Genomic DNA, 16,337 nt, shown 5'->3' on the forward strand with positions numbered 1-16,337 from the left:
GTAAGCGCGTCAATCGATCAGAGCGCCCTCGGGCTCGTAGAAGGGATACGGCCCGTCTGACGCGTCCACATAAGCATGATGCGTGACGATGCCGGTTGCCGGATCATAGTGATGCAGCGCATACGCGGGCGGCTCCATCATGAACGCGGACGGCGCGTCGTCGCGCAGATCGAGCGCGACCTGATGCGCGGGCGCCGGCACCGCGGACGCGATCGTGCCGCCAAAGCGCACGAACATGGGCCGGTGCACATGGCCGCAGATCACGCGCTCCACGTTCGGATAACGCGCGATCAATGCCGCCAGTCGGTCGGCGGCGGGCGGATCGAGCCGCAATTCGTCCATATGGCCGATGCCGCACACAAACGGCGGATGATGCAACGCGACTAGCGTGGGCTTGCCTGGGGCGGCATCGAGTTGCGTGGCGAGCCACGCGAGCCGCGCGTCGCACAGATTGCCCGCGCTTTGCCCCGGCACCATCGAATCGAGCGCGATGAGCCGCAGCGCGCCGATATCGACCGCGTATTGCACGAACTCGCCACCGCGCTGCAATTCGGCGCGATCGGGAAACGCGGCCCGCAACGCGGCGCGATCGTCGTGATTGCCGACCAGCAGGAAGTAGGGGATCTCGAGCGGCGCGAGCAGCGTCTTCAGGTGTTCGTACTGGTCGGGATCGCCCTGGTCGACGAGGTCGCCGGTCATGATCACCGCGTCGGGACGCGGTTCGAGTGCATTGAGAGCGGCGACGCAGCGTGCGAGATAGGCGCCGGTGTCGACGCGGCGGTAAGCGAGCGCGCCGGGCCGTTTGATATGCAGGTCGCTAATTTGAGCCAGCAGCATGGGGTGTCCTTTTCTTATAGCGCGCCGCAGAACGGCGTCACTTCATTACGATAACGCAATCAGCGCGTCCTGCGCGATTGAAATGCCGACCGGGGTGCCGCGCGCCAATTCCACGCGGCCCGCCACGTCGATCAGCAATGCGTCCGGGGCGGCGCCGCCCACCGTCAGACGTGTCCGTTCGCCGAGAAACGCCGTGCTTTCGATATGGCCACGCAATTGCGCGAGAGCCGGGTCGGCAAGATAAGCGTCTTCCGGACGGAAGAAGATCTCATGGGCCGCGCTCACGTGAGCGGAGCCCGCGGGCAGCGGCACGGCGCCGCCGGTGGTCGTGAGCATGCCGTGGCGCCGCTCGCCCGCGAGCCGGTTGATCGTGCCGACGAACTGCGCGACCGTCCGGTTGGCGGGGCGGTAATAGATCTCGCGCGGCGAACCGATCTGCTCGATGCGCCCCGCGCTCATCACGACGATGCGGTCGCCCAGTTCCATCGCTTCGGCCTGATCGTGCGTGACATACACCGTGGTGATGCCCAGCTCGCGCAGCAGCGTGTTCATCTCGCTGCGCAAGGTGTCGCGCAAGCGGGCGTCGAGGGCGGTGAGCGGTTCGTCGAGCAGCAGCACGCGCGGCTGCACGGCGAGCGCGCGAGCCAGCGCCACACGCTGGCGCTGGCCGCCGGAGAGCTGATCGATCGGTTTGTCGGCGTGAGCGGTGAGGCGCATCATGCCCAGCAGTTCGTCGACGCGTTGCCGCGCGGTCGCGGCCGGCACACGTTTGATTTTCAGGCCATAGGCGATATTGCCGCGCACCGTCAGGTTCGGAAACAGCGCGTAGCTCTGGAACACCATGCCGACCTGGCGCTTTTCGATCGGCAGCGCGGTGACGTCGTCGTCGCCGAATGCGATGCGGCCGCCGGCGTCCGGCGTTTCGAGCCCCGCGATCATGCGCAGCGTCGTGGTCTTGCCGCAGCCGGACGGCCCGAGCAGCACCAGCGTTTCGCCGGCGTCGATATGCAGATCGAGCGGTTCGAGCACGCGCGTGCCGCGAAACGTTTTCGCGCATTGCGTGAGCGCGATGGGGACGGAGGCGAGTTTCATGGCTTGATCGACTTCGAAGGAGAGAGGGCGGCACGCTTGTTCGCCGCGCTGCGCTGGCCGGTCGCATCGACGCCGAGCCACTGCATCGCGACGAGCAGGGGCATCGTCATGATGAAAAACAGAATCGTGTAGGCGCTGCCGATCTCGATGCGCAGCGATGCATACGTGTCGGCGAGACCCACCGGCAGCGTTTTGGTATCCGGCGTATGCAGCATCCACGTGAGATTGAATTCGCCGATCGAGAGCGTCAGCACCGCCAACGCGCCGGCCACGATGCCGGGCCGCGCGTTCGGCAGCACGATCGTCACGAAGCGCTGCAGGAAGCTCGCGCCGAGACTGGCCGCGCCTTCTTCGAGCGTGCGCAGGTCGCTGCTCGCGCACACGGCGGCGACCGCGCGCACCATGAAGGGCAGCGTGAACACCACATGGCCGACCACGATAAACGCCACGCTCATGCGAAACATCGTGAAGCCGCCATAGACCACCAGCAGCGCGAGCGCGGACGCGAGACCGGGCAGCGCGATCGGCAGCACCAGAAACTCTTCGACGATGCGCGACAGGCGCGACTTGCTGCGCGCGAGCACGTAACCCGCGGGCACGCCGGTCAGCAGCGTGATGGCCAGGGTTGCCGCCGCCACTTCGAGCGAGAGGAACACCGAGCTGTGATATTGCGTCCACACTTCTTCGAGCCAGCGCAGCGTCAGTCCGCTCGAAATGCCCTTGAAGTAGTTGACCGTCAGCCCCGCCATGATCGACATGACGACCGGCACGATCAGGAACGCGCACAGCAGCAGCGTGACGAGCCATTGGCCCGTTGCGAGCCAGGTTCTGGCGCTCGGCGGGCGCAAACGCGAGCGCGGCTTCGCTGCCGGTTGTAGGGAAGCGGTGAGGGAATTCATTGAGGTCTTGTCTTCCGTTCTGGCAACGCCGGGTTTGGACATGGCGTTCATGCGCTTGCCGCCACGGCGGCACCGCTCACGCTGCGCGCCAGCGCCAGCACGGCCCACGTGACCATGCCGAGCACGATCGAGAGGCCCGCGGCGGTCACCATGTTCGCGTTGAGGGTGAATTCGGTGTAGATGGTCATCGGCAGCACGTCGATGTCCGTGGCGAGCGTGAAGGCGGTGCCGAACGCGCCCATCGCGGTGGCGAAGCACACCGCGCCCGCCGCGATCAGACCGGGCGAGAGCGCGGGCAGCACGATGTCGCGCATGATGCGCCACGGCGACGCGCCGAGCGAGCGCGCGGCTTCTTCGAGCGACGCGTCGAGCTTGGTCGCCGACGCCATCACGGTGACGATCACGCGCGGAATCGAGAAGTACAGGTAGCCGAGAAAGAGGCCGCTCATCGAATAGGCGAACACCCAGCGGTCTCCCGTGAGTTTCAGCGAGAGCGCGCCGACCAGGCCCTGGCGTCCCGCGAGCATGATGACCATGAAACCGACCACCACGCCGGGAAACGCCAGCGGAAACGTGAGCAGGGCAAGCAGCGTGCGCTTGAGGGGAAACTCGCGGCGCGCCAGCAGCAGACCCGCGATCACCGAGAGCACCAGCGTCGCCGCCGTGACCGCCGCGGACAACAGCACGGTCGCGCCGAGACTCGACATGTAGCGCGGATTCGTCAGCATCGCGCGATAGGTGGCGAACGCGTGGCCGTCGCCGCTCAGCTGCGCGAGCGCGCCCATCGGCAGCAGCCAGAAGGCGATGAACACCGCCAGCGCGGGCGCGAGCAGCGCGGCGCGCCAGCGCAGCGGGAACGTGATGTCGTTCAATGCATCACCTGCAGATAACGCTCGCCGAAGCTCGACTGCTTCTCGGCCATTTTGCCGAAGTCCACCGGCTTGGCGCGCGCATAGTCGCTCGCCGGCAGGAATTTCGCGGCGGTTTCCGCCGTCATCGCATTCGCGCGGACCGGACGCAGATAGGCGTCGGCCCACAGCTTCTGGCCTTCGTCGGAGAGCACGAAGTCGAGCACCTTCCTGCCGTTCGCTTCGTGCGGCGCGCCCTTCACGAGACTCATCACATACGGCACCGAGATCGTGCCTTCCTTCGGGATCACGAACTCGACGTTCGCGTGATCCTTGTACTTCGCGCGGTAAGCGTCGAAATCGTAGTCGAGCAGGATCGGAATTTCGCCGGACATGACGCGCGCGTAGGCGGTCTGCTTCGGCACGATCGGCGCGTTGGCCTTCAGCTTGCGAAACCAGTCGAGGCCCGGCTCGAAGTTATCGAGCGTGCCGCCGAGCGCCTGATTCACCGCGACCGCGCCCGCATAGCCGACGAACGCGCTCGACGGGTCGAGGTAGCCGATCATGCCTTTGTACTCGGGCTTGAGCAGGTCGGCCCACGAGCGCGGCACGGGCTTGCCTTCGAGCGCGTCCTTGTTGACGAAAAAGCCCAGCGTGCCCGAGTGGATCGAGAACCAGTAGCCTTGCGGGTCTTTCATGTTGACGGGAATGTCATCCCAGTGCGCGGGCTTGTATGGCTGGATCACGCCCTTGTCCTTCGCCTGGAAAGCCGACGAGACCCCGAGGTACACCACGTCGGCGACCGGGCTCTTCTGCTCGGCCATGAGTTGAGCGATCGACTGGCCGGAATTCTTGTTGTCGAACGGCACGCGAATGCCGGTCTTTTGCTGGATCGCCTTGATCTGGCTCGCCCAATCGGCCCACTCGGGCGGGCAGTTGTAGCAGATCGCGGTTTCGTCGGCGTGCGCGATCGACGGCGCGGCCAGATTCAGGACAAGTGCCGATGCGGCGAACGCGGCGCGCGCCAGCTGGCGCGCCCGAACAAAAGCGGTGGAGGAACGGCGGGTCACTGCAATCTCCCAGAGATGGACAAAGGTGGCTTCGGCGGTTGTGTCGAGTACGGCTGAACTGACGGAATGCGCGTCACGTGATGCGGGCTTGCGGAGCTCGCACGCGTGCCTTGCGGTTCGGCGATGTAAACGTTTTCGTCGAACGGATTATCGGGAACGTATGTGACGACGCTATGACGTGTGGTGTGCCGCTGTGGCGTGCGTGTTCAGGGCGGTCGTGGGGAAGTGAAAACGGCCGGACGATTTTGGACCGTATATCGCCCCCGCATTTTTTTGTGAAATCCGACTTTTATGGAAATGAAAATTTCCGAAGCCCATGTGATTTTAGGATTTCTCCGATGGGCGGTGAGCGGGCCCAAATTCACTATGAAATCGCCGCTTGTTATGCGGCCATGACGGCAAGACAGAGAAAATTTAAAAAATGAGGGTTTCCAGAGGCGTCCTGTTTTGGTCTCATGTTGTCCGAAGGTAAGCGTAAATTCTTGATATTGGAGAATATATGAAAACCAATCTGTTATTGGCTTTGACTGCCCTGCTTTTATCTGTTTGCATTCCGGCTAAAGCCGCCACCGAATGTTTTTTTAATAAAATTCAAGATGCCGTCGATTTAAATATCAATAACCTGGTGTTCGAAAACGTCGTTGCCCCTGCGAGCGGATACAAGGCGATCACGCCAACCGGGAGCATGTCGGTGAAACCCACCAATGACAGCGTTACCTCGGACTGCAATCCCGGGCCCGGCGGGCAGGCATTGCGAGGCAAGAACAATCGGGCCGGGCCGACAAACTATAACTATGTGACGGTTCAGGACGCGAGAGGCGCCAGCCACCGGGCTGTTTTATTCGACACGACCGAGCCGGGAATATATTACGCCGTCAAGATCAAAAACGATGCGTGTCCGGATAATTCGGGGTTCATCCCGGCCAATAGCTCTTATGTGACGCTATTTGATGCGGGTGACTCGAGTGAGAAATCCTGTATGAACGACGGGGCGCACTTCAGCTTCGCCGTGCAGTTCTATGTCGGTCCGGAATACAAGGGCGGAAAACATACGTTCCAGTCCAAAGAGAGCCGGCATGGCAGTTTTAATATCTCCGGCGCCTCGGACGAAGTAACGGTGAAAATGGTGATATTTTCAGGCACGTTGAAATAGTCTTTCTTCGTGGACTCTGCCCGGTGTCGTCGCGAGTGTCGGCGCCGGGCCGATTCTCCTGATTCTGGTTTGATTCGTATTGTGCAGCCAGCGTGTTTCAGGCGAGCACCGGCGAGGGCTCGTTGCGGCTCGAAATCGCCGCGATGGTGGCGCCCTCGCGCAAGCTGTGCGGCAAGGTCAGCGTGAGCGGCGTTTCATTCAAGGTTTCGTCACTGCCGGTCACGCGCGCGAGCAATCGCTGCCAGGCCGCGCAGCCGATTTCCCGATTCGGCGCGCAGATGCTGGCAAGCGGCGGCGACAGCAGTTCGCCCATCGCGAGGCCGTCGAAGCCGAGAATCGACATGTCGTGTGGAATCCGCAGGCGCGCGCGGCGCAGGCCGCGCATGACCACCATCGCCAGCAGGTCGTTGCTGCAGAAGAGCGCGCTGGGTCGGTTCGGGCCGCTTGTCAAATGGGCGAGCACGGCGGGCGACAATTCCTCCGCGTTGAAATCGACTTCGAGCGCGGGCGAGGGCGTGAGGCCGGCTTGCTGCATCGCCTGCGCATAACCTAGATGCCGCAGACGGGCGCGGTCGGAGGCGGCCAGCGTGCCCGCGAGCATGAGAATGCGGCGATGGCCGTGAGCGATCAGCATGCGTACGCCGTCGTAGGCGGCGAGGCGGTTGTCGACGGCGACCGACGGACGGCGTACCGTGTCGTTATGCATCAGCACGTAGAGCAGGCCCGCGCGGTCGAGTTCGTCGAGCAGCGGGTGCGTGTCGGCATCGGCGACGGTCAGGATTAGCCCTTCCACGCGGTGCTCGCGCAGCGTCTCGATAGCGTGGCGCTCGCGCGCGGCGTCGTACTGCGTGGTCATCAGCATCAGCCGGTAGCCTTGCGCCGAGGCGAGTTCGTCGATGCCTTGCAGGCATTCGGCGAATACGGGATTGGCGAGCGTCGGCAGGATTACGCCGATCAGGCGCGTGCGTTCGCCGCGCAATTGACGGCCGAGCGGGCTGGGGCGGAAGTGCAGGGCGTCGATGGACTGACGCACTTTGTCGAGCGTGACCGGGTTCACGGTGTGCGGCGCGTTGATCGCGCGCGACACCGTCGCGATGGAGAAGCCGGCGTGGGCGGCGACATCTTTGATCGTCGGAGTCATGGGGCTGCGGCTCGGAGCGTAAACGTTTTCGTGAACGAATTATCGGGAAGGTTTGTGACTGCCGGATGAAATCAATTTTTGGCTGTGCAGCGCCTGAAATCGGGGTGGCGGGCAGGCGCCGCGGCGGTTTGGTACGCTTGCCGCGAAATGGTAGAATTCGCGTCCACATGCGTTCCGACCCCTGCCGGGGTGATGAAATTGGTAAACATAGCGGACTTAAAATCCGCCGCTTCACAGCTTGCCGGTTCAAGTCCGGTCCCCGGCACCACCTGTCCAGCAAGGGCTTGAGCGCGTTCAGCCGAATCCCGTTCAAAATGCGCGCAGCCGGAACCGGCGCGCTTCCTTCCCGACGCCGTATTTGAAATGTGCGACCGCTCGCCTACGGGTTCGACGGCGTGCGATGCTATGACGTAATCAACCTGTGTTCCTCACCCAGGCAACCCAACTCCAACGGAGAAGACGATGGGCAGTGAAAAATCGAAGCGCGCACGGCGTGCCGCCGAAAGCCTGTTCGGGGATTTGCCGACCGGTCGCAACACCACCGCGAGCCGCCCCTCGAACCCCTTCGACGACGATCCCTTCCAGAAACCAGCCGGCACGACGCCGGCAGGCGACGCCCTCGTCGTGCTCCCGGCCCAGTTCGACCTGCCGCCCGGCTTTGAAGATGCGGCGGCCATGCGCGATGCGCTCGCCCGCATCTGGCGCATGGACTGGATCAAGGTCGGCAAAGACGAATGCGTGGTGAGGCTGCCGGTCGGGTGGCGCGCGGACAAGTCGGTGGACGGTGTTCTGCGCATCGAATGCGCGGGCGTGATTCGTGCGCAAGGCCGCATCGTGGAGGGGGCGACGTTGCAGATACTTCCGCGCTACTACCTGAAGGCGGAATTCCATGACTCGAACGACCACTGCCGGATCGTCGTGCGGGACCGCGGCCGGAACAACGCTGTGCTGAAAGAATCGTTCTGGGACACGAGGAGCGGTCCGAACCATCCGCAGTGGAAAATTCTCTCCGACTGGCTGGACACGCAATACCCCGACCATCGCGATCCGCTGCGCTATTGGGACGATTGCGAAGAAAATCGCCGCGCCGTTTGACCGGGCGCCGAGCAGAATCATGTCCCACCTGAAATACCTCACCGGCTATCCGCCCGTGCTACAGGAGAAGGTCAGGAAGCTGATAGCCGAAGACCAGCTCGGCGCCTATCTCGCCGCGCGCTACCCCGCCACGCACGACGTACAGACAGACCGGGCGCTTTACGCGTATTGCGCCGATCTGAAACGCGAGCACCTGCGCAGCGCGGAGCAGATCGACAAGGTCACCTACGACAGCAAACTCGACGTGGTGCGCCACGCGCTAGGTCTGCACACGAGCATTTCCCGCGTGCAGGGCGGCAAGCTGAAGGCGAAGAAGGAGATCCGCATCGCGTCGCTGTTCAAATCAGCCGCGCCGGAATTTCTGAAAATGATCGTGGTGCACGAACTCGCTCATCTGAAGGAAAGCGATCACAACAAGGCCTTCTACCGCCTCTGCGAGTTCATGCAACCGGGTTACCACCAGATCGAATTCGATCTGCGGCTTTACCTGACACAGCGCGAGCTGGCGAAACAACAGACCTGACGGCCCCGCATCGCGTATCAAGCCGCAACCGGGTTGACCCTGGAAGCCTTCAACAAAACCGGAATCGACTTCGATGTCGGCGTGCCCGCGCCATCGGCGACCGACGAGAGCGGCACCAGCGGATTCGTCTCCGGATAGTAAGCGCCGAGACAGCCGCGCGGAATGTCGTATTCCACGAGCAGAAAACCTTCCGCGTGACGCTCGATTCCGTCGGCCCACACGCTGGTGATATCCACGCGCTGTCCTGCCGCGAAGCCGAGCATCGCGAGATCGTCCTTGTTGGCGAACAGCACGCGACGCTGCCCATACACGCCGCGATAGCGGTCGTCGAGGCCGTAAATGGTCGTGTTGTACTGATCGTGCGAGCGCGTCGTCATCAAGGTCATCAGCCGCTCGCCATGCTCCTTGCGCGCTTGATGGATCGGCGTCGCCGTGTCGATGGCATGCACGAGGAACTGCGCCTTGCCGCTCGGCGTTTTCCAGATCCGCTCGCGCGACGCCACGCCGAGATGAAAGCCGCCGGGGTTCTTCAACCGCTCGTTATAGTCCGTGAACCCTTCGATCACTTTGGCGATGCCGTCGCGGATCAGCGAATAGTCCGCCGCCTGGGCGAGCCAATCCACTTTCGCGCTGCCGAGCGTCGCATGCGCCATGCGCGCGACGATCGCGATCTCCGACAGCAGATTCTCCGACGCCGGTTTGTTCATGCCGTACGAGATATGCACCATGCTCATCGAATCCTCGACGCTCACGCCTTGCGCGACACCGTTCTGCAAGTCGATCTCGGTGCGCCCGAGCGTCGGCAGAATCAGCGCGTCGCGGCCATGCACGAGGTGGCTGCGGTTCAGCTTGGTCGTGATGTGTACGGTGAGATCGCACGAACGCATGGCGTCCCACGTGCGCGGCGTATCCGGCGTCGCGATCGAGAAATTGCCGCCCAGGCCGATGAACACTTTCACCTTGCCGTCGAGCATCGCCTGAATCGTGTTGACGACATCGAGTCCGTGCTCGCGCGGCGGCTCGAAATCGTAGACTTCGCCGAGCCGGTCGAGGAACGCCTCGGTCGGCCTTTCCTCGATGCCGACGGTGCGGTCGCCCTGCACGTTCGAGTGCCCCCGCACCGGGCACAGGCCCGCGCCGCGCCGGCCGATATTGCCGCGCATCATCATCAGGTTCGACAGGATCTGCACCGTCGGCACCGAGTTCTTGTGCTGCGTGAGGCCCATGCCCCACGTCGAAATCACGGCGCGCCCCTTCACGTAGATGTCGGCGAGCTTCAGCACGTCTTCGAACGGCACGCCCGCTTCGGCGACGATGGTGTCCCAGCTTTCGGCGCGCAGGTCGTCGGCGAACGCGTCGAAGCCCACGGTATGCGCGGCGATGAAGGCGACGTCGAGCACGCGTTCGAGACCCGAGGCCAAAGCTTCGTCGTCGAGTTCGATCACGCGCTTGGCGACGCCCTTGATCAGCGCGAAATCGCCGCCGACCTTCGGGCGAATGAACACGGAACTGATCTTCGTGCTGCCCATCGTCAGCATTTCCACGGGATGCTGCGGGCTGGCAAAGCGTTCGAGGCCGCGCTCCTTGAGCGGATTGATCGACACGATGGTCGCGCCGCGTTTGGCGCACTCGCGCAGTTCGCCGAGCATGCGCGGATGGTTGGTGGCCGGATTCTGGCCGAAGATCAGCAGCGTATCGGCGTGTTCGAAGTCGTCGAGCGTCACCGTGCCTTTGCCGATGCCGACCGTATGCGGCAAGCCGCGGCTGGTCGCCTCGTGGCACATGTTCGAGCAGTCGGGAAAGTTGTTGGTGCCGTACATGCGCACGAACAGCTGGTACAGGAACGCAGCTTCGTTGCTTGCGCGCCCCGAGGTGTAGAAGGCGGCACGGTCCGGGTCGTCGAGACGCTTCAGGTGCGCCGCGATCAGCTCGAACGCGTCGTCCCAGCCGATCGGCACGTAACGGTCGCGCAGCGCGTCGTAGACGAGCGGATCGGTCAGGCGGCCATGCTGTTCGAGTTCGAAGTCCGATTGCGCCATCAGTTCGGCGACCGTGTGCTGCTCGAAGAACGCAGGCGTCACGCGCTTGCTGGTCGCCTCGGCCGCGACGGCCTTCACGCCGTTTTCACAGAATTCGAAGGTGGACGCGTGCTCGCGATCCGGCCACGCGCAGCCCGGGCAGTCGAAGCCGTCCGGCTGATTCTGTTTGAGCAGCATGCGGTAGTCGCCGCCCGTCACCTTTTCCTTGATCAGGTTGATGGCGACGTACTTCAGCGCGCCCCAGCCGGCGGCGGGGTGCGTATACGGTTCGATGCGAGCTTCGGGTTTCTTCATGACGGTGCCGCGGGTTCGGGCTTGAACGAGGCTGATGACTGGATACGTGCAAGCCTACTGTGTTCCAAAACGTGCGCTGCATACAGAAAAATGCAAAGGGGAGGGATACAGTTGGCGGATTTCTGTCATAGACTGGTGCTCCCGTCCCGCTTGTGCTGGATCCCCGCCCTTGAAACTGTACGAAAAACTCGCCGACGAAATCACGGAAGCCGTGCGCCGCGGCGTGTTCGCGGCCGGCGAGCGAATTCCGTCCGTGCGGCAGGCGAGCCAGCAGCATGGCGTCAGCATCAAGACGGTGTTGCACGCCTACGCGTTGCTGGAAAACCGTGGGATCGTCGAGACCCGCCCGCAGTCGGGCTATTTCGTGCGCGAGGCCGCGGCGAGGTCAGTGGCGCTCGACGAGCCGCAGCCGGGCCGCCTGCCCGCGCACCAGACACAGCCGGTGGCCGCCGCGGTGGACGTGAGCCGCCTCGTGCTGTCGACCTTGCGCAGCATCCGCGCGCACGACGCTGTCCCGTTCGGCTCGCCGTACCCGGATCCGTCGCTGTTCCCGTGGCGGCGCATCAACCAGTACGCGAACGCGATTGCGCGACGCCAGGCGAGCTGGGACCTGATCGACGATCTGCCGCCCGGCAACGCCGAACTGATCCGGCAGATCGCCCGGCGCTACGCCGAAAACGGCGTGCCGGTCGATCCCGGCGAAATCATCATTACGCTCGGCGCGACCGAGGCGATCAATCTGAGCCTGCAGGCGGTCGCCAAGCCCGGCGATACGGTAGCGGTCGAATCGCCCACCTATTACGCGATGCTGCACGCCATCGAGCGTCTGGGCATGCGCGCGATCGAGGTGGCGACGCATCCGGTTCAGGGTATCGATGTCGAGGCGCTCGCGCGGGTGATCGCCGAACAGAAGATCGCCGCCTGCATGGTGATGCCCAACTTCCAGAATCCGCTCGGTTTCTGCATGCCTGACGCGCGCAAGCGGCAACTGGTGGATCTGCTCGCCGCGCACGAAATTCCCGTGATCGAGAACGACGTCTACCAGGAGCTGTACTTCGGCGAGACGCGGCCGTCGACCTTGAAGAACTTCGACACCAAGGGGCTGGTGCTGCATTGCGCGTCGTTTTCGAAGAGCCTGACCGCGTCGTACCGGATCGGCTGGGCGCTGCCGGGGCGCTATCGCGCGCAGGTCGAAAAGCTCAAATTTCTCAATACGCTGACCACGCCCTCGGTGCCGCAGGTCGCGGTTGCCGACTATTTGCGGCAGGACGGCTACGACCGGCATCTGCGGCACGTTCGCAAGGTCTACCGGCAGCAGGCGAGCATCATGATGGCGATGGTGCAACGGTTTTTTCCCGCGGGCACGCGCATGTCGACGCCGCAAGGCGGCTACGTGCTCTGGGTCGAGTTGCCTGAACGCGTCGATTCGATGCGGCTCTATCAGGCGGCACTCGCGCGCAGCATCACGGTCGGGCCGGGCATGATGTTTTCGACGCGCAACGATTTTCGCCATTTCATCCGGTTGAACTACAGCTATCCGTGGACGGCGCAGACCGAAGCGGCCTTGAAGACGCTCGGCGAACTGGTCACGCGGATGGCGTGAGAGAACGAGGAGACACTCACCATGGAAGACAACGAACTCGATCCAGTGCTGGTCGCCGTGCTGGCGCAACTATGGCACGCGCATCGGGACACGCCGGGCGGCGCGTGGTCGCTCGCCAAACTGTCGAAGCAGGCCGGCGTGCCGATGAGCGGCTTGCGGCGTCAGCTGACCGCGCTCGTCGACGGTGGACTCGTGCACACCACCTTCACCGAGGAAGGCACCGGGACGGCGCGTCTGAGCGAACTCGGCGAAAGCCTGTGCGCCGACTTGTTCGGCGACGGCGAGCCAGCCGATGAAGAGCGGCTGGACCCGCCGGCGAGGCTTCACTGACATACGTTGCGCCGACCAGAATACGGGTTCCGTTATGGGCGGGATAACGAATAATAATTTTTCCGCTGAAATTGACCTTCGAATATGGCCCCCTATGCTGGAGCCTTGCCCGGGTCATCCTGAACGCTGGGCAGGCACCTTCAACCATCTTCGGAGAATCCATGAAAACAACGCTGGCGCGAGCGCTGCATCATTCACTGCGCATCAAAACCGTCCGAACCGTCCTCGCGGCCACGCTTGGCGCGACTCTCGCATTCAGCGCCGCCGGGGCGGCCGCCGCCACCGCCACGCAGCCGATCGGCATCGCCTTCGTCTATCTCGGCAATCCGGGCGACGCCGGCTGGACCTACGCGCATGAACAGGGCGTGAAAGAAGTCGAGGCGAAGTTCGGCGACAAGGTCAAGGTGACGCGCGTCGAGAACGTGCCGGAGTCGGCGGATTCGGAGCGCGTGTTCCGCGATCTGGCCTCCAAGGGCAACAAGATCGTGGTGGGCTCGAGCTTCGGGTTTCAGGACTTCGAGCTGAAAGTCGCGAAGGACTTCCCGGACGCCGTGTTCGAGCATGCGACCGGCTACAAGAAGGCGGCCAACTTCGCCACCTATGATGTGCGCACGTACCAGAGCGCTTACCTGGCCGGGCTCGTCGCGGGCTATACGACCAAGTCGAACACGCTCGGCTTTGTCGGCTCCGTGCCGGTGCCTGAAGTGGTGCGCAACATCAATGCGTTCACGATGGGCGCGCGTTCGGTCAATCCGAAGGCGCGCGTGAAGGTGGTGTGGATCAATAGCTGGTTCGATCCGGGCCGCGAAAAGCAGGCCGCCGAAACGCTGATCGGCCAGGGCGCCGACGTGCTGATTCAGAACACCGATTCGACGGCGACCATGCAGACCGCCGAGCAGAAGAAGGTGCATGCGTTCGGCTGGGACTCGAATATGAAGAAGTTCGGACCCAATGCGCAACTGGGCGCGTGCGTGAGCAACTGGGGCGTGTACTACACGCATCTGGTGGAGCAGGTCATGTCGGGCACGTGGAACAACGCGCCGGTGTGGTGGGGGTTGAAAGAGAAGGCGATCGATCTCGCCGACATCAACACGGAAGCGGTGTCGCCGGCCGCGCAGAAAGCCCTGAGCCAGAAGCGCGACGACATCGTCTCCGGCAAATTCAATCCGTTTGCCGGTCCGATCATGGATCAGTCCGGCGCGGTGAAGGTGGCCGCCGGCAAGTCGTTGAGCGATCCGGAACTGCTGCGTTTGAACTGGTTCGTGCAAGGCGTGGACGGTTCGCTGCCGAAGTGAAATTTGCTTCGTTAATCTAACTATTATTCAAGGAGATCGCCCGTGAGTCTGACCGTCCCGACGCAGGCCGCCGCAGCGGCCGCGAACTATCCGCCGCAGGGCTTGACGCCCACGCACGAGCAGATCGTGCGGCATCTGCGGCATTCGAGCCGGGTGGCCGAACGGGCGACGCTGCTCGGGCATCATCCGTTCGGCGCCGTGCTGGTCGGCCCGGACCAGGAGACGGTGCTGATGGAGCAGGGCAACGTCGACACGGTGAATCACGCGGAGTCGGTGCTGGCGCGCGTGGCCGCGCTGAACTTCACGCCGGAGTATTTGTGGAGCTGCACGCTGTACACGTCGGTCGAGCCGTGCTGTATGTGCGCCGGGACGATGTATTGGGCCAACATCGGCCGGGTCGTGTTCGGCATGACGGAAAAGCGCTTGCTGGAAGCGACCGGCGATCACGCCGAGAATCCGACCATGAGCGTCGATTGCCGGTATGTCTTCGATCATTGCCAGAAACCGGTCGAGGTGATCGGGCCGGTACCCGAGGTGGAAGCCGAGGTGATGGAGGTTCAACGCAGATTCTGGAGCAGCCGGTAGCGAGCCGCGCTTCGTATTTTCCGCGAGCCGCGCTGCCTGCCTTCTCGCGGGCCGGGCTTCTTGCCTCACCCGCGGCGGCGTTGCTGGCCTTCGGCGCGGGGCGCTTTCTGCCTTCCCGCGTAAGCCGCATCCCGGCAAGCCTGCGGCACGGCCGCAGGCTTGCGCAACACCCTTCCTAGTTCGCGGCGTCCGCCTGCATCTGCGCCGGCGCCAGCGTGGCGACGCCGCAAAACCAGTCACCTTCGTGCGGCTGGTATTTCCATTGACTGCCGCTCTGCTTGAGCACGGCGGAACACTGCTCGTTCACCACGATCCCAGGATTGGCCGCCGTGCATTGAAGCATCGCCACGCCTTCGGACGACACGGGGGCCGTCAGCGGCCGGCTTCGCGTGTCCGGTGCGACCGGCGTGGCGGGCGGCGTCGGTGTCCCGGCCTGCAGACTTTCTACCAGCTTTTGCAGTTCCTCGATGCGCGTCGCATACCACGTCCCCAGACAGGCCGTATCGCGGCAATTCGCTTCCCGCCATGCCCACTTGCTGTCACTGTCGGTGAGAAAGGCACGCCGGTTGGCGACCCGCCGCCGCGCTTTCCAGTACAGTTGCCCCAGCGTGTCGTCGAGCTTCGAGAGCGCGGGTTCGTGGCAAATCATCTGCTCGGTCAGCGAACGTCCCTTGTTGCAGTCGAAGCTGGCGGCGTGGGTGAGCGCAGGGGTGAGCATCAATGTGGCGATCAGAAGCGGACGCAGGAGGTTCAACGCCGTTCCGGCAGTGCATGGCTTTTTCATGCCAGCGATGATCGGCCGAATTGGCGGAACCCGGACGCCCGAAAAACGCGTGACTTCGGCCGGGTGGTTACCAAATCTTGCCGGTCGGAGGCGGCGTGAGAACCGCTGAAGGGCGCGGTTGACCGTCTTCAGGCATGCGCCGTGCAACCGGACTGTAAGTCGATGCATCGCGCGGCAATGCGTAAGTCGATGCATCGCGCGGCAATGCGATGGGCCGTGCAATAACAACAAGCCGCACTCATGACACACCAGCAGGGTAGGCCCGCAGACGGACATGGCCGTTGAATCGGGAGAAAGAGTGAAACAACACCTCGTTCGATGTCTTTGTGCGGCGGCCGACCGTGGTATGGCCAGCAATCGCGCTGGGCGCATCATCCGCAGCCGCCCCCCGCCGCGCGCTGGGGCCGGAAGGCCACCAGGAGGCCGTCCGCCGGGCGGCCCGCAGTCTGGGCATGGCGGCGGCAGGCCACCGGGCGGGCCACAGTCGGGACATGACGGTGGCAGGCCACCTGGCGGGTCGCAGTCGGGACATGACGGTGGCAGGCCACAGGGTGGTCCGCAATCGGGTCATGACAGTGGCAGGCCACCAGGTGGGCCACAGTCGGAACATGACGGCGGGAGGCCACCAGGCGGACCGTCGCCGGGGAATGGCGGCGGCCATCCGCCGGGCGGTGGCAACGGCGCAGAAAGAGGCGGTGGCGGCGGACGCCCACCGGACCGCACGGCTGATCGCGACCACGCCACCGGCA

15 protein-coding genes and 1 tRNA gene are annotated in these 16,337 nt (G+C 63.9%); 8 read left to right on the plus strand and 8 right to left on the minus strand.

All coding sequences use genetic code 11. From position 1 onward, the window contains the following. Nucleotides 1–9 precede the first annotated feature (9 nt). Genes CJU94_RS11590 through CJU94_RS11610 form a run of 5 tightly spaced genes read right to left on the minus strand, consistent with a single transcriptional unit; the run spans nt 10 to nt 4,746 of the window. Complete coding sequence (locus CJU94_RS11590; protein ID WP_095418802.1) at nt 10–837, minus strand: phosphodiesterase; 828 nt, start codon at nt 835–837, stop codon at nt 10–12. A 45-nt stretch (nt 838–882) separates the two neighbouring features. After that, a complete protein-coding gene (locus tag CJU94_RS11595; RefSeq protein WP_095418803.1) occupies nt 883–1,929 on the minus strand; it encodes an ABC transporter ATP-binding protein in 1,047 nt (348 codons plus the stop codon). Next, nucleotides 1,926–2,828: an ABC transporter permease gene (locus tag CJU94_RS11600; RefSeq protein WP_095418804.1), complete on the minus strand. Its 903-nt coding sequence runs from the start codon at nt 2,826–2,828 to the stop codon at nt 1,926–1,928. The genes CJU94_RS11595 and CJU94_RS11600 overlap by 4 nt, the downstream gene beginning before the upstream one ends. Before the next feature lie 47 nt (nt 2,829–2,875). Beyond that, on the minus strand, nt 2,876–3,700 hold the full coding sequence (locus CJU94_RS11605; protein ID WP_095418805.1) for an ABC transporter permease: 825 nt from the start codon (nt 3,698–3,700) through the stop codon (nt 2,876–2,878). Further along, nucleotides 3,697–4,746, minus strand: a complete 1,050-nt coding sequence (locus CJU94_RS11610) for an ABC transporter substrate-binding protein (protein ID WP_095418806.1) — start codon at nt 4,744–4,746, stop codon at nt 3,697–3,699. The genes CJU94_RS11605 and CJU94_RS11610 overlap by 4 nt, the downstream gene beginning before the upstream one ends. Nucleotides 4,747–5,245: 499 nt before the next feature. Here CJU94_RS11610 and CJU94_RS11615 point away from each other — a divergent pair, with 499 nt between their 5' ends. After that, nucleotides 5,246–5,899 carry a hypothetical protein gene (locus tag CJU94_RS11615; RefSeq protein ID WP_095418807.1) on the plus strand — a complete coding sequence of 218 codons (654 nt, stop codon included), beginning with the start codon at nt 5,246–5,248 and terminating at the stop codon, nt 5,897–5,899. Between the two features lie 97 nt (nt 5,900–5,996). On the opposite strand, the gene CJU94_RS11620 is transcribed toward CJU94_RS11615, so the two are convergent. Continuing rightward, nucleotides 5,997–7,040, minus strand: coding sequence for a LacI family DNA-binding transcriptional regulator (locus tag CJU94_RS11620; protein WP_095418808.1), 1,044 nt, complete (start codon nt 7,038–7,040; stop codon nt 5,997–5,999). A gap of 183 nt (nt 7,041–7,223) precedes the next feature. Here CJU94_RS11620 and CJU94_RS11625 point away from each other — a divergent pair. The 3 genes from CJU94_RS11625 (at nt 7,224) to CJU94_RS11635 (ending at nt 8,658) form a co-directional block, all read left to right on the plus strand. Beyond that, a tRNA-Leu gene (locus CJU94_RS11625) sits at nt 7,224–7,308 on the plus strand. A gap of 194 nt (nt 7,309–7,502) precedes the next feature. After that, nucleotides 7,503–8,135, plus strand: coding sequence for a hypothetical protein (locus tag CJU94_RS11630; RefSeq protein ID WP_095418809.1), 633 nt, complete (start codon nt 7,503–7,505; stop codon nt 8,133–8,135). Between the two features lie 19 nt (nt 8,136–8,154). Then, on the plus strand, nt 8,155–8,658 hold the full coding sequence (locus CJU94_RS11635) for a M48 metallopeptidase family protein (RefSeq protein ID WP_095418810.1): 504 nt from the start codon (nt 8,155–8,157) through the stop codon (nt 8,656–8,658). 17 nt (nt 8,659–8,675) lie between these two features. Here CJU94_RS11635 and CJU94_RS11640 read toward each other — a convergent pair whose 3' ends face one another. Continuing rightward, entirely contained in the window at nt 8,676–10,991 is a 2,316-nt protein-coding gene (locus CJU94_RS11640) for an FdhF/YdeP family oxidoreductase (RefSeq protein WP_095418811.1), read from the minus strand. Between the two features lie 169 nt (nt 10,992–11,160). On the opposite strand from CJU94_RS11640, the gene CJU94_RS11645 reads away from it, so the two are divergent. The 4 genes from CJU94_RS11645 (at nt 11,161) to CJU94_RS11660 (ending at nt 14,804) form a co-directional block, all read left to right on the plus strand. After that, nucleotides 11,161–12,594 carry an aminotransferase-like domain-containing protein gene (locus CJU94_RS11645; protein ID WP_095418812.1) on the plus strand — a complete coding sequence of 478 codons (1,434 nt, stop codon included), beginning with the start codon at nt 11,161–11,163 and terminating at the stop codon, nt 12,592–12,594. Between the two features lie 21 nt (nt 12,595–12,615). Further along, nucleotides 12,616–12,924, plus strand: a complete 309-nt coding sequence (locus CJU94_RS11650) for a helix-turn-helix domain-containing protein (protein ID WP_095418813.1) — start codon at nt 12,616–12,618, stop codon at nt 12,922–12,924. A gap of 161 nt (nt 12,925–13,085) precedes the next feature. Next, the gene (locus CJU94_RS11655; protein ID WP_095418814.1) at nt 13,086–14,219 is read left to right on the plus strand and encodes a BMP family ABC transporter substrate-binding protein; all 1,134 of its coding nucleotides are present in this window, start codon (nt 13,086–13,088) and stop codon (nt 14,217–14,219) included. 42 nt (nt 14,220–14,261) lie between these two features. After that, nucleotides 14,262–14,804 carry a nucleoside deaminase gene (locus CJU94_RS11660; RefSeq protein WP_095418815.1) on the plus strand — a complete coding sequence of 181 codons (543 nt, stop codon included), beginning with the start codon at nt 14,262–14,264 and terminating at the stop codon, nt 14,802–14,804. A gap of 175 nt (nt 14,805–14,979) precedes the next feature. Here the strand turns inward: CJU94_RS11660 and CJU94_RS11665 are convergent, their stop codons facing one another. Then, nucleotides 14,980–15,558 (minus strand): lysozyme inhibitor LprI family protein, encoded by a 579-nt coding sequence (locus CJU94_RS11665; protein ID WP_095418816.1) that lies wholly within the window; start codon nt 15,556–15,558, stop codon nt 14,980–14,982. Between the last annotated feature and the right edge of the window lie 779 nt (nt 15,559–16,337).

Source organism: Paraburkholderia aromaticivorans (assembly GCF_002278075.1).
GTDB lineage: Bacteria > Pseudomonadota > Gammaproteobacteria > Burkholderiales > Burkholderiaceae > Paraburkholderia > Paraburkholderia aromaticivorans.

Excerpts from the sequence above, each read along its gene's own strand:
- CJU94_RS11635 (WP_095418810.1), top strand. The coding sequence starts at position 8,155 with ATGTCCCACCTGAAATACCTCACCGGCTATCCGCCCGTGCTACAGGAG.
- CJU94_RS11640 (WP_095418811.1), bottom strand. The coding sequence starts at position 10,991 with ATGAAGAAACCCGAAGCTCGCATCGAACCGTATACGCACCCCGCCGCC.
- CJU94_RS11650 (WP_095418813.1), top strand. The coding sequence starts at position 12,616 with ATGGAAGACAACGAACTCGATCCAGTGCTGGTCGCCGTGCTGGCGCAA.
- CJU94_RS11655 (WP_095418814.1), top strand. The coding sequence starts at position 13,086 with ATGAAAACAACGCTGGCGCGAGCGCTGCATCATTCACTGCGCATCAAA.
- CJU94_RS11620 (WP_095418808.1), bottom strand. The coding sequence starts at position 7,040 with ATGACTCCGACGATCAAAGATGTCGCCGCCCACGCCGGCTTCTCCATC.
- CJU94_RS11615 (WP_095418807.1), top strand. The coding sequence starts at position 5,246 with ATGAAAACCAATCTGTTATTGGCTTTGACTGCCCTGCTTTTATCTGTT.
- CJU94_RS11600 (WP_095418804.1), bottom strand. The coding sequence starts at position 2,828 with ATGAATTCCCTCACCGCTTCCCTACAACCGGCAGCGAAGCCGCGCTCG.
- CJU94_RS11590 (WP_095418802.1), bottom strand. The coding sequence starts at position 837 with ATGCTGCTGGCTCAAATTAGCGACCTGCATATCAAACGGCCCGGCGCG.
- CJU94_RS11595 (WP_095418803.1), bottom strand. The coding sequence starts at position 1,929 with ATGAAACTCGCCTCCGTCCCCATCGCGCTCACGCAATGCGCGAAAACG.
- CJU94_RS11630 (WP_095418809.1), top strand. The coding sequence starts at position 7,503 with ATGGGCAGTGAAAAATCGAAGCGCGCACGGCGTGCCGCCGAAAGCCTG.